Annotated in this window: 11 protein-coding genes; 4 read left to right on the forward strand and 7 right to left on the reverse strand. The window is 40.2% G+C overall.

The window, feature by feature from the left end; genetic code table 11:
* Positions 1-1,563, forward strand: a 1,563-nt coding sequence (locus A4R26_RS32440; protein ID WP_133054850.1) for a response regulator, incomplete at its 5' end; no start/stop codon positions are given.
* Between the two features lie 170 nt (positions 1,564-1,733).
* Complete coding sequence (locus A4R26_RS32445) at positions 1,734-3,554, forward strand: PAS domain-containing sensor histidine kinase (RefSeq protein WP_081171055.1); 1,821 nt, start codon at positions 1,734-1,736, stop codon at positions 3,552-3,554.
* Between the two features lie 12 nt (positions 3,555-3,566).
* Here A4R26_RS32445 and A4R26_RS32450 read toward each other — a convergent pair whose 3' ends face one another.
* Positions 3,567-3,884 carry a hypothetical protein gene (locus A4R26_RS32450; RefSeq protein ID WP_081171057.1) on the reverse strand — a complete coding sequence of 106 codons (318 nt, stop codon included), beginning with the start codon at positions 3,882-3,884 and terminating at the stop codon, positions 3,567-3,569.
* Positions 3,885-4,151: 267 nt separating this feature from the next.
* Between A4R26_RS32450 and A4R26_RS36175 the strand changes: the two genes are divergently transcribed.
* Positions 4,152-4,535: a response regulator gene (locus A4R26_RS36175; RefSeq protein WP_081171059.1), complete on the forward strand. Its 384-nt coding sequence runs from the start codon at positions 4,152-4,154 to the stop codon at positions 4,533-4,535.
* A 672-nt stretch (positions 4,536-5,207) separates the two neighbouring features.
* On the opposite strand, the gene A4R26_RS32460 is transcribed toward A4R26_RS36175, so the two are convergent.
* The 4 genes from A4R26_RS32460 to A4R26_RS32475 all read right to left on the reverse strand — a co-directional run bounded on the left by A4R26_RS32460 (position 5,208) and on the right by A4R26_RS32475 (position 10,029).
* Positions 5,208-7,826 carry a hypothetical protein gene (locus A4R26_RS32460; protein ID WP_133054851.1) on the reverse strand — a complete coding sequence of 873 codons (2,619 nt, stop codon included), beginning with the start codon at positions 7,824-7,826 and terminating at the stop codon, positions 5,208-5,210.
* A 99-nt stretch (positions 7,827-7,925) separates the two neighbouring features.
* Entirely contained in the window at positions 7,926-8,429 is a 504-nt protein-coding gene (locus A4R26_RS32465) for a DUF4402 domain-containing protein (RefSeq protein ID WP_081171063.1), read from the reverse strand.
* Positions 8,430-8,515: 86 nt separating this feature from the next.
* On the reverse strand, positions 8,516-9,418 hold the full coding sequence (locus A4R26_RS32470; RefSeq protein WP_081171065.1) for a fimbrial biogenesis chaperone: 903 nt from the start codon (positions 9,416-9,418) through the stop codon (positions 8,516-8,518).
* A gap of 104 nt (positions 9,419-9,522) precedes the next feature.
* On the reverse strand, positions 9,523-10,029 hold the full coding sequence (locus tag A4R26_RS32475; protein WP_081171067.1) for a DUF4402 domain-containing protein: 507 nt from the start codon (positions 10,027-10,029) through the stop codon (positions 9,523-9,525).
* Positions 10,030-10,211: 182 nt separating this feature from the next.
* Here A4R26_RS32475 and A4R26_RS35290 point away from each other — a divergent pair, with 182 nt between their 5' ends.
* Complete coding sequence (locus A4R26_RS35290; protein WP_165760494.1) at positions 10,212-10,367, forward strand: hypothetical protein; 156 nt, start codon at positions 10,212-10,214, stop codon at positions 10,365-10,367.
* Between the two features lie 593 nt (positions 10,368-10,960).
* Here the strand turns inward: A4R26_RS35290 and A4R26_RS32480 are convergent.
* On the reverse strand, positions 10,961-11,887 hold the full coding sequence (locus tag A4R26_RS32480) for a helix-turn-helix domain-containing protein (protein WP_081171069.1): 927 nt from the start codon (positions 11,885-11,887) through the stop codon (positions 10,961-10,963).
* Positions 11,888-11,891: 4 nt separating this feature from the next.
* Entirely contained in the window at positions 11,892-12,857 is a 966-nt protein-coding gene (locus tag A4R26_RS32485; RefSeq protein WP_081171070.1) for an NADP-dependent oxidoreductase, read from the reverse strand.
* Positions 12,858-13,142: the final 285 nt, after the last annotated feature.

Below are 13,142 nucleotides of genomic sequence, written 5' to 3' on the forward strand. Positions count from 1 at the left end.
TTACGCACACCCATGAACGGTATCATTGGTTTTACCGACCTCGTACTAACCACCGAACTGCAAAAAGCACAACGCGATTACCTGAAGAACGTAAGTAAATCGGCTTACAGCCTGCTGAATATTATCAATGACATCCTTGATTTCTCTAAAATCGAAGCCGGCAAGTTATTGATCGATGAAGTGCCTTTTAACCTCGCCGAACTGGTAGAGGATACATCAGACCTCATCTCCATTAAAGCCGAAGAAAAAGGCATTGAACTGGTATGCTCAATAGACCCGGCCTTGCCTTCTCAACTGATCGGTGACCCCATCCGCATAAAACAGGTACTGACCAATCTCATGGGCAATGCGGTTAAATTTACCGCGCGTGGGGAAGTGTTAGTGAAAATACAGTCGGGAAGGAAGTATGAAAAAAATGATGCAACATTTGTTGATATCGATATTTTGGTAAAAGATACGGGCATCGGTATTCCTCAAAGCAAGCTTAACGCCATTTTTGAAAGCTTTACACAAGCTGATAGTTCCACTACCCGTAAATATGGAGGTACAGGCCTGGGACTTACCATTTCAAAAAGCCTGGTTGAATTAATGGGTGGGCAATTGACCGTGGAAAGTGAACCTGACAAAGGCAGCGCATTTTCATTCAATCTCTCCCTGCAGGTAGTTAATCCGGCACCACCGGTAACGTTCGATTCAAAACCATTGTTGCGCGAGGTGCTGGTGATCGATGATAATGAAACCAACTGTATACTCATGCGGGGGATCTTCGATTACCTGCATATTCCTTGTAAAATATGCACCAGTGGACCGGAAGCCCTGATGTTGATCGCCAGATCAATACAAAATAAGGAGATGTTTGACCTCATCATTACCGACCACCAGATGCCGGTTATGGATGGTATTACGCTGGTAAAGGAATTAAAGAAATTGCTGAATGGCCGTACCGAACCTTTCATATTGATGCTGTCATCCCTTGAAAAAACCTTGTTTCAGCATGAAGCGGAAAGGATCGGCATCAATAAATTCCTTTACAAGCCGGTTAAACTGCACGAACTGAACAATATTTTATCAGCCCTTTTTAACAAAGCTATTACCAATGAGTGCAAAGAAGCAATTCCTGCCATCGAAGCATTTGCCAGAGTTACAAAGGTATTGGTAGTGGAAGATGAACCTGTGAACCTTTTATTGATCACGGAAGTTTTGCGGAAAATGGGAATAGAAGTAGTTACTGCCGGTAATGGAAAGGAAGCGGTTGACCAAATACAGAAGCATTATCCTTCCCTGATATTTATGGATGTAAATATGCCCATCATGGATGGGTTTATGGCCACCGAGTTGATCCGTCAGTTGCAAACGCATCACAATAAGGTGCCTATTGTAGCTTTGACTGCAGACGCGATGAAGGAAGATAGGGAACGGTGTCTGGCATCGGGTATGAATGATTATATTTCCAAACCATTCCGGGTTGAAGATATTCACAACGCCATAAAAAAATATTGTCCTGTATTGGAGTTTAAGAGTGTCACTGAAGTCGGAAGTCGTCTGAAGTCTGAAGAGTCTTAAATTATTTGATCCTGGTCATATTTTGATATGCCGGATATGAAGCTAACTGCCAAAAATGCGATAAAAAGTTCATTCATCGAATATTTTTTTGTTTATAGGATAAACTTATATAAATTTTGAAGGAAACTATTTAGGTTACATTAAATATTCTAACCCCCAAATCCATCCCTATGAGGAATCTAATCCTGAATAATGCGCCTGCAGTAATGCCCTGGCTGCAACCCATTTTAAACAGTGTGACCCAAGCTGTGCTGATCACAGACGCCGATTTTCTGGTTCTGCAATGGAATGCCAGATCAGAACAATTACTTGACCAAAAAGCAGGCTCGCTTGCAGGAAAGAACCTGATAGATCTGATGCATGAGTTTTGCTGCGATACTTGCGGTATCAGTCGCAGATTGCAGCAAGTGGCAGAGAAAGGAATGGTTGATGAAGACATTCTGCTTATCCGTCCTGACGGAGAAATTTTAAAGTTATCCTGCTATGCTTATAAGTTACCTGGCACAGAGCAGCTTTCTGTCATTGTAGCGATGATTCATGAACCACAGGGCCAAAATGATGCGGGGCGGCCTAAAGAGAAAGTGGACGAATCTATATTTTATTCTTTTCTCGATAATAGCCTCGCACCGGCTTGGATAGCAGATGAAGATGGCTATGTATTGTTCATGAATAAGATTGCTCTGCATATCTGGCATCTGGATGAAACTTACCGGTTTAAGCGTGCCCATGAATTGTTTCCCAAACAAATCGCAGATGGAGTCCTTGCCAGCGACAGGATGGTGCTTGAAACGGGGCAGCCCATTGCCTTTGTGGTTCCATCTATTCGCAAAGATGGTACGCCTGGTTTTTACATGCTGCATAAATTTCTTCTGCCACTTAATACTGCAAAACGTCTGGTAGTAGGTCAGGCCATTGACTTAACTGAGGAAATACATATGCGGGAAGAGCTTAGAAAAAGCAATGAGCGCTTCTCGTATGTGGCGAAAGCTGTTTCGGATTGCATTTGGGACTGGAATATGGAAACTGGTCAAATATATCGAAGTGAAGCTTTAATGATATTAACTGGCTATGCGCCCGGTGATATCGAAGAATCTCTTGATTGGTGGGTTGGAAAAGTTCACCCAACAGATCGAAGAGGGATGAAAAATAAGCTGGATGCTTTTATTAAACAAGGCCATCCTTATTGTGATGTTGAATACCGGTTCCGTTGCGCAGATGGCAGGTATAAATATTTTTCAGACAAAGGATATATTATTTACAGCGACGGAAAACCTGTGCGGGCTATCGGAGTGGTTCATGACATAACAGAAAAGAAAAAATTAGAAGCAAAACTATTACAGCAAAAAATACAAAAACAAAAAGATATTTCCCAGGCCATTATGGCTACCCAAGACCATGTATGCAACGAGTTGGGAAAGGAATTGCATGACAATGTGAATCAAATACTGGCAAGCGCGAGTATGATGCTCACTTATGCCCGTAACAAAGATTGTGAAAATAGCGGGGATTGCTTTGATAAATGCGGCCATTATTTACAATTAGCCATTGGGGAAATTCGCAAAATTTCCAAATCCCTAAATACTTCCATAATCGGGGAAATGGGGTTGATAAAACCGGTGGAAGAAATTGTTGCCAATATGAAACTGGCCCGATCCATTACAGTACAGTTTAAATGCGAACCGGTACTGGAACAGCAACTATCAGGCGAACAAAAGCTGATGATCTACCGCATCATCCAGGAACAAACCAATAACATCATGAAATATGCCGAAGCCGGGAAAGTATGGGTTTTGATAAAAAGAAAAGCCAATTCCTTATCCCTGGTAATACAGGATGATGGGAAAGGGGTCGACCTAAAAAATGCAAAAAGGGGCATCGGTCTTGCCAATATAAAGAATAGGGTAGAAGCATTCAGCGGATCATTCGGTATAGTTAGTTCTCCCGGCAAAGGATGTCGTATTGAAATATCGGTCCCTCTAAAAAGAACGTGAACAAATCCATTTTTATATAAGTTGGTTACCCCGTAGAAATATGGGAGTCACTAAACTGGCTGAAGGGTTTTCAAAACACTTCGTTACAGACCAGGTTCCATTTTTATTCCTTACCCCTACCAAAATTGTTTGATTCCAGGTAACAGCTCCAAAATAGTAACGTTTAAGTGATGTATCAAAAACTTCAATCATCATTCCCGGCTGTTCTATAACCTTAACGATATTATTTTTGAAGTATGAAATATCTTTTTGAACACCATCAAGTTCACAAAAATTTTCAACTTTCACATCATAGCCAAATGGGTCGCGTGCATGAGCAATTGCTTTCATAAAAAGGCTATTGAAAAGTTTAAATACACTTTACTGTTTATTAAACCTTATCATGAATTTTAATTTAGTAAAATTTAGGATAAGTACAATATATACTGATTTAAATCATGTTTTACCCTATGAACTATTGACATGGTTGAACATCGCATTTGTATTTAATAAAAAAGTTGAATTTCCTTTGGCCATTTTTGATGTTGCTGGTGATTTATCTCCAACTTCTATTAACTGAAATTAAAACCATGGACTATCCCAAAACGTGTGCTCTAGATTGATGATGATCCAGATGACTGCTTTATTTTCGGCACAGCAATCCGAGATTTGGGGCTAATTATTGAAGTGTTTTTTGAAATGGAAAGCGAGTCGGCAATAAAACGCCTTGAGCATGGGCATATCCCTATACCTGGTTTGCTTGTGCTTGACTGGAATATGCCAAAAGTAAGCGGTAGCAATTGTTTAACTGCCATCAGGAAACTTCCCCGTTACTCATCAGTGCCTATTGTAGTGATTACAACTTCTATTGCGTCACATGACCTGCTGGAAGCTACACTGTTGGGTGCTTCCTATTCATTTACAAAACCTTCAAGCATTCCAGGACTACGAGATTTACTACGACATATTTTTTCGCTCATCTATCAGGCGAACAAAAGTTGATGGCTGCATAACTGGTTTGTGTGGGGGATAAGAAATAATAAAACTTCAAGGCGGCATTTGCAGTTCAAGATTTACAGTTTTTGAGGTATGGTAAAGATGCGATGTAATTGGAATAACAATAACAACTTAAGAAGTAGTGAAGCTCTCCGGCAACATCCGCCCACTTGTATCAATTTTGGATTGACGTAACATTAAAGTGGGGTCACTAAAATTGTATCATTTCTCTATGCAATAAAACAACCCCCTGAAAATACAGGGGGGGTGCTCATGTTTTCGGGTTCGGAGTTTTTTTGGGCTGAAAGTAATTAAAGGTACATAATTCATGGTCAGCAAATAAATAAATTACTAGCCGTGAACTTCCAAAGAAAAAAAATTTATTAACCACACTATTAAAATTTTATTGATTCCCATTGTAGATTATAAAATTAAACACCCGCGTTTGCTAAAGAAAACGGGTGTTAATAGCGGAAACTTAGCCTTAGAGTCTTTGTTTTGGCTTTACATCTTATAACGGTGATTTTCAAAGGGTATCATCAATACCTGCATTTTACATAAGATATTGGTCGCTTGTTACTTCTAAAATACTACAGGCGAAAAGTGATTCCAATTATAAGACTGATTAACTCGAAAGAACATATAGTATAATCTACAGTTAAGTGTAAAAGGAACTACTTATCTGTCAATTGTATTACCAACACTTTTTTGAGAAGTATTCTTTTGCAGAGATTCAAGTTTGAATTCGAGTTCGTCTGCTATTGTACCTTCTTTGCTGCTTACTATAGTAATTGGTAATTCTGCAGGAAAGGAAGCTAATTGTAATTTTTGTAACTGATCCGCATCAATTCGAACTTTATAGGAACCGGGGGAAAGTCCCAGATAACTGAAAAAGCCATCTGATTCAGTAAGTGTTTTTCCAACAAGCATTGAGTCACTGTTATAAAAAGATACAATAATGCGGCCTTGTCCTTCCAGGCCTTTTTCGCTGTTCAGGTATACCATACCCATAGCTTCACCTACCACCGCTATAGGGATTTCTATCAATTTCAATTGATTTGGACTAATATCAACGCTTAAGATCTTCTTTTTTATTTGCCAGGCAATGTTGTCCAGACTGTTTCCGTCAAGTTCAATAAAGTACTTGCTGTAAGGTTCCAGATCCAGCACCCGGATAGTGCTATCGCGGGAATCAGTCACGATGCGGCCGCCGTTAATACGGAATTTGAGTTTGGGAATTTTTGGTTCGTTACTTTCTCTTTGACCGTTACAATTTAAATCAAGAAAGGGTAGAATAACTATACCTCCCCTGCCTACGCCGGAGCGGTTACCAAAGTTGCTGTACTTTGTTTTTCCATCATGTATTAAACTGCCTGAGGTAGATTGAATTAAGGTAGTTGTTTTATTGGTCCGGCTTGCCGAAAAGGCAGTTCTTGCAAAAGGAAAATCATAACGCAGCCCAATTGTCATATTACTGATCTGTGTTTGAAAATTCTTTTCATACGAAATATTCAGGAAGCCATTACCCAATAATTGTTTTTCCAACTCAAACTTCATTGTCATAAACCGGCTTTGGTTATGTTGAAACTGGGCCTGTGGTTTGAACACAAATTTTGCGGGAAGCATATAAGCCAGTAAAAAGTTGCTGTATACGAAAGGATGTGGTTGGTCGGTAAACAATCCATAAGTAGTAAGGCTGGAGCTCAGCCGGTAAAAAGTTCCGGTGAACATTACATCCGCCGATGTATATTTCATTTTAGCAATATCCCTGTATCTTGTTTTGGCAGAATAAGATGTTTGGGGGGCAATGATTTGATTCAGCGTAAGCCTGGAAAACAATACGAAATGCGGTGTTCGCAACGGCGTTGACAAGGTTATTTTTCGCTCTTCAAAAAAACGATTATTAATCGCCTGTTGCCCTTTTGCGTATTTTGAATAATTCAATTCAAATTGAAAGCTGGAGGGTAGCCTGTAGCTCAATACCCCCTTCGATCTTACGCCATGCGTATATTCTCCTGAAAACAGCAGGTTAGATGTCAACCTGAGCGAAGTATTCAAATAAGGCATGCACTTGCCCGATGTTACAGAAGAAAGATATTCCATACCCCAGCCAACTGTCATTCGCCTGTTCAGTCCATAATTAAAACTTGTTTTGGCAAACCTGCCGTGGGTGCTGTCTTCAAGCATGCCTGCACTGATGGTATATTCCAGTTCTTTACCTGGAAGAAGGTTAAAAGGTATAATAATGTTCCGTTCGCTCGACCGTTCTTCTCCCCATGGCCCATAAAATCGCAGCTTAATCAATGAGCTGCCATATACGAGCGGCACTTCGAATGTGAAGAACCCCGAAGCGTCGGCTTTTACATAATTCACCATTACGTTATTTACATATAACTCTACCATCCAGCCAGGCTCTGTGAAATCGCTTACCGTATAGGTGCCGAAGGATCGCCTGAATGAAGTAGGGGTATTGGTAACCTGTACACCAACAACAGGTGCTAAAATAGAAGCTGTAGCCGGTGTGGTTATTTTGCCGATCCTTATTTGCCGTATAAAGCGATGTTCATTATTAACAAAACGCCACAAATAATATTGCCTGCCGATACCGAAGGGAAAATTGTTTTGGTAGGTTAGCGATACGGTGGCCTCTCCGCCTGCTATAATTGATCCCGTGGTAAGGTTCAGTCTGGTGTCTGTTAACCCTTTCAAGTGTTTTGTAGCAACAACTGACCAATCGGCCATTCCAAACCGGAAGAACGGTGATTCACGACGGATCGTTGTATCTGCTTTTACTTCACGCTTGAGTTGGCTGATATTCCGACGTATCATTTCCTGCCGCATTTCCCTGATTACAGGAATATCCAGTTTGGTATCAATGGTGGCAGAGAGACTTCTGAAATTGAATGTACATGCTAACTCAAACACTTTTCCGAAATATTCCGATTTCAGATAAAGACTGGTTTCTGTACGGATCAGATCACCCGGATCAAGTTCGATAACATGTTCTTTATAGCTGATACGGTTTTGTACCTTGTCAATTACAAAGGCTGCCTGCGGGCTAACAAAAAAGCCGGTAACAGAATCCATTCCAGCCGACATGGAGTTTTTGATCTTTAAGAAATTGAAAACATCGGTAACTGACAGGTAAAGCTCCTGGTCATGGATCACAGCCGGAACTTCCAATCCGCCAACCTGGGGCACGTTTAAAAAAACAATTATTTCGTCATACGCCGGTTCTTCCCCAGCCCTGGCCAAAACTGGCGTAAACAAAGCAAACAACAGCATTGCGGCAACCATAAAACGCTTACAGCTTTTATGTGCCGTTAAAATACTGAATTGCTTTATCCTGTTTTGTGCCCTCATCTGACGATTGTACTTTTTGAATTTTCTTTTTTATTATTCCTGAATAAAGGTCACCGAGAAAGAGCCACTATAAACTCCGGGCGGATTGGCTGCTGGCCCTCCTACCGTAAGCGTTGCCCCTACCTTTATTGAATTTTTCGCAGGAGGCGTTGTCGTAGAAGTGAATGGTGAAGCGGGATCAGATGCCCCGATATGCAATGTCATAGATCCTCCATTACTACCCGTTAGCTGCACATCGGGCCCATTTACTATATTTATGATGGTGCCTGAAGGCGCTTCCACTTCAAATATGGCCGGATAATACTGAAAGCCAAGGTTAACAGGTATTACGTCTCCGGTAACAGATCGGGCGCCATTGGCGGCAATAACAACAGTTCCCCCTGAATTTCCATGGGAGAATGCACCAAAACTCAGGTTCTGCAAAGTATTGACAGATATTTGCGCAGTGGCCGAAAATCCTGTCAACAGAAGATACATACAACTTCCGATCATCAACAGGAGGCGCTTTCGTTTCAGTAATTTCAATTTCGCGCTCATTTTACAGAATTTGGAGGCTTTGCTTCCCGAAGTTCATAAATAAGGGGATTGTGTTTCAGGATGATGAAGCAAGCTTCTTACACATTTTATTTCTCAAGAGGATTATAGTTGATCAATAGCTGTGTTTGAGCAAGGGTAACTGGTTCTATATCTGACTGGGTTTTGTATACAATATAGAGTTTGCCCTTACTGTAATCAACACGTGCATTCTTATCAAGCGCAATCTTTATGCGTCGTGCCCGATTGTGCGTATATACAGCAAGTCCCTGAATAGAACCTACTTTAGTTACTTTATCATTTAGTGAAATATGCTCAACAGTGATATCCCCATATACTGACATATTTCCTTCCCTGTTAAATGTCATGCTTAAAAGGGGCGTATTATCGTCATACATTTCCAGTGAACAACTTGAAATATTCACTTGAGCAGAACATTGGCCTACACGAATGATTACTGGTAAGGAGATGCCAAAAACAGGAATCAGGCGAACAGACACAGCTGACGAATCGTGGCGGTTTGTTTCTTCCACGCCCAATGGTTTTTCATCAGCTATTGCCCTGAAATATAGATGAGATCGATATTCCCCCGGAAGTAACTTGCTGGTTTGCTTCAACTGTATACGCACAGTTTGTGATTCATTAGGCCCCAAGACAACGCTTCTCGGAAAAAAGCGTATATATTTATCAGCAAAGTTTTCGCTGGTATCAGTTGCGCCCATTTCTACAAATGAACCATCCTCCTTCATTTTATAATGGACGAGTGAAATAACATACTTGGCGCTGTCTTGTCCGGTATTGGCCAGGTTTAACTCATGCGTCTTTTTAGAACCGTCAAAAACAACCCTTTTGGGCATGACCATCAAATTACCCTGGGCGCTTACTTTTATAGATGGATAAATTGATAGAGACAGAGAGCAAGCCAGGAGCAGGATATAATAAGTAGTTTTTGTGGAAAATAGCGTTTTCTGCAGAAAATTGAATTTTTGCATTGATAGTGGATTATGATTAATGGTTAGAATTTTCGCTACATCAACAGAACAATTAAAAGATACAAAAAAGCTGCTGTGCGCAGCTTTTTTGTATAAAAGGCTGCTTAGTTATAGTTAACTGTTACACTAAAGGCAGTACCCGAAACGTATGTACCGGCAACCTGAGAGGCACCTACGTTCAAAGTAGCTCCCACTGTAAGCGTCTGTGCGCCTGCAGTCAAAGCACCTGTTGAAGAAGGACTACTGGTAAATGTATTTACCGTCATCGTTTCAGTACCGGAGTTTCTGGTAATTGTTACACTCGATGGCAGGGTAATAGCATAGGTGTATGTTCCTTCACCGGTAACGTTGAAAGAAGCGGCGGCAACTGTTCCGGTGGTTGCAGGTAGCGTTACACCGCCTGTGGCTGAACGTGCTCCTGCTGGCGTTAATACAGCTGTACCACTGCTGGAACTAACAGCAACGTTACCGAAGTTCATATCAACAGTCTTTGTTATGGCGATGGGCGTAACAATTGTAGCGGTTGAAGTGGCTGTGGCAGAAGCCTGGGCAAAAGAATTTACTGAAAAGGCTAAAAGCAAAGCGCTAATAACAATCAACTTGTTTTTCATTTGTGATCTTAGGTTTGTTTAAAAAAATGTTTAAATTTTAGTGGCACAAAACTATCCATTGGTTACATTGTATAAAAAGAAAACAAGAGGAGAAACCCAGAAGTAAACGTTTATTCTTACCCGCACTTATTTTTTTGCTTACTAGTTTAAAGTTGTAACGGCGATGCATATAACTTCATTAATTGAATATTTTGTTTTGTAGTTTTTTATGGAGGTATAACAGAAATGATAGCGCTTCTTTTCTTAAAGATGAAGTATTGATGATCGATTTTGCCGGTGACCCCTTACATTATACCAACAAAGAAAGCGGCCATAAAGTAGCCTGTAATGGCTCATAACTTAATTTTGGAACTGTCAAGAACCGAATAGTTACCTGAAGATGTATATATCCGGTTGCGAACTAAACTGGCGAAGGAAATAGAAGATGTTTTGAAAGTTTTATCAAATCTTGACGTAGAAAGTTCTAACCTAAAAACCTACTTCCATGAAGGCATAGCACTTTCCACACAACTCACTACCAGTTGGGAGTCCAGCTCGATACCCGCAAAGGAGAAACTACAAAAGTTCGTGTTTCCCGAAGGGGTGACCTATAATCACGAAAAAAGGTTATTTCTAACCTCTAAAGTAAATACGCTCTTTTAGCCAATCCCACGCCTGAACAGCATTTCAGAAAGTGATAAAAATAAACGAGGTTGTATCAAAAGTAAACGAAGGCCCTGAGAATTGCTTAAACGGTCACCTGTCTCCATCAGGTACCCGAATAAAAAGAGGCCGTATCATACTTTTGATACGGCCTCGTCCAATTTAGTCGGGACAACTGGACAAATTTCGAACCTGGTGATACAGGAGTTAAAGGCATTAGGAGAATTTGTAAGCTTATTAAAGAATTAGTCAAATAGAAATTATTAATTGTCTTGGATGACAAAATGATTTATTGCTTTAGACTGTTGGGCGAATTAAACGACTGCCTGAATTCCAGCGGTGACAGCTTTGTCTTCGATTTAAACAACTTGCTAAATGACGGCAAATGTTCGAAACCTAATTCAAATGCTATTTGGCTAATAGAAAGACTGGTGGTTGATAACTTTACCTTTGCATTTTCGATAAGTTTGTTGTGAATGTGTTGTTGTGTATTTAGTCCCGTTAATACCTTTAATAAACTGCTCAGGTAATTTGGTGATAAGTTTAGTTGTTCAGAAATATATTTGACAGTAGGCACTCCTCTGGCAGCTAACTTATCACTGGAAAAGTAATCAATCAATACATTGTCCAGACGTTCCAATATTTCATGGTTCGTTTTCTCACGCGTGATGAACTGGCGATTGTAGAACCGTTCAGAATAATTAAGTAAGGTTTCAACTTGTGAAATGATGATTTTTTTGCTGAATTTGTCAATATTAGCACCGTATTCCTGTTGAATATTTTGTATAATATTATCAATCGTTTTTTCTTCTTTTCCTGAAAGGAATAATGCTTCATTTACAAAATAATTCCAAAAATCATATTGCTTTATAATGACAGTTAATGATGTATTCCATAGAAAGTCAGGATGAATAAGTAACATCCATCCTGATTGTTTTAATTCTTCCTCTGCGCCAGAACAAATACTATAAACCTGGTTGGGCGACATAAAGAATAGCACGCCTTCGTCAAAGTCATATTGTTGTTGTCCGTATCGTACTTTGAAGTTCGAAATTCTTTTTATGGAAATACAAAAAACATCAAATGACAAATTCATTGGTTCATCACTGGTCAAATGCTTAATATCTGCCAAATTTATTACACTAATAAGTGGATGTTCAGGTTTAGGAAGTCCTCTAAACTGATGATATTCGCTAATTGTTTTAAAGTGCTTCATAAATCTATTTTTCTTTCGTTACTTCCAACACCAATTTTCCTGGTCTGCGCTTTATCTGGGCTTCCCGGTGCGCATCACTTACCTGCACCAGAGGGTATATCTTATTTATAGCGACCTTCAATTTATTTTCATCAAAAAGCCGGCTAATCTCCGTTAACCACCCCTGAATTTTATTCTCTCCGTAAATAACGTGGCCTCTTGCATTTTTTCCTGCGAGTGCTTTTGTAACATCCTCAATCAACGGGTAGCCTTGAGTGGTTGACAATCTGCCGTTTTTGTTCATGATCTTTATAGACTTCAATTGCATTTCGCTTCCAAGTACGGCAGCGTCAAACACTACATCAATGTCTTTAAGCAATTCCTCAAATTTTTGACTTTGATAATCAAATACTTCGTCGGCGCCCAATTTCTTTAAAAAATCAAAATCGGCTGCCTTGGCAGTTCCTATCACGTATGCACCTTTCCACTTGGCGAATTGTACAGCAAAATGTCCCACATTGCCGGCAGCACCATGAATCAACACCCGCTCTCCTGGTTGTACCTGCCCACCTCTAATAATGCCATCCCACGCTGTAATTGCAGATACCGGCACTGCTGCTGCTTGATTAAAAGTAATACTCCTTGGTTTTAATGCAAATTTTTGTGCGTCCGCTGCTACATATTCTGCGTAACTACCATCACCTGGGAAATTGGGGATTCCAAAAACTTCATCTCCCTGTTTAAAACCTGTTACCTCACTGCCAACTTCTTCTATAATACCAGAGACATCCCATCCAAGTACAATAGGCAAATGCAATCTGACATGCAAACGGGAAATAACACTGCCATCACGTATCTTCAGGTCTATAGGGTTGACAGCACTCGCATACACCTTTACCAGAATTTCATTGGGCGCAGGAATGGGACGTTCAACCTCTTCTAATTTCATTACTTCCGGTTGTCCAAATTCGTGAATTCTGATTGCTTTCATGTTTCTTTTTGTTTGATGACACAAAACTAAACACAAGTAAAAAATCAGATTTAGCCAAAACATTCTTTGATTTAGTCAAAATCAGGAAAAACAAATGCTGGCGAAAAGTATGTTGCTTCTATAAAGGATAAACGCGTGCCGCCTGCGCTTTCCAGCCGTCACGTCTTTGTTCTCTAGCACTAAAGATCAATTAGAACCGGTGCATAAGTCTGAAAGAAAAGCCTCCCAAGGAGGTGAATACAAATCAGACGATAAAAATGTCATCCATGATAAGTGTTATGAACA

Source organism: Niastella populi (assembly GCF_002078015.1).
Lineage (GTDB): Bacteria > Bacteroidota > Bacteroidia > Chitinophagales > Chitinophagaceae > Niastella > Niastella populi.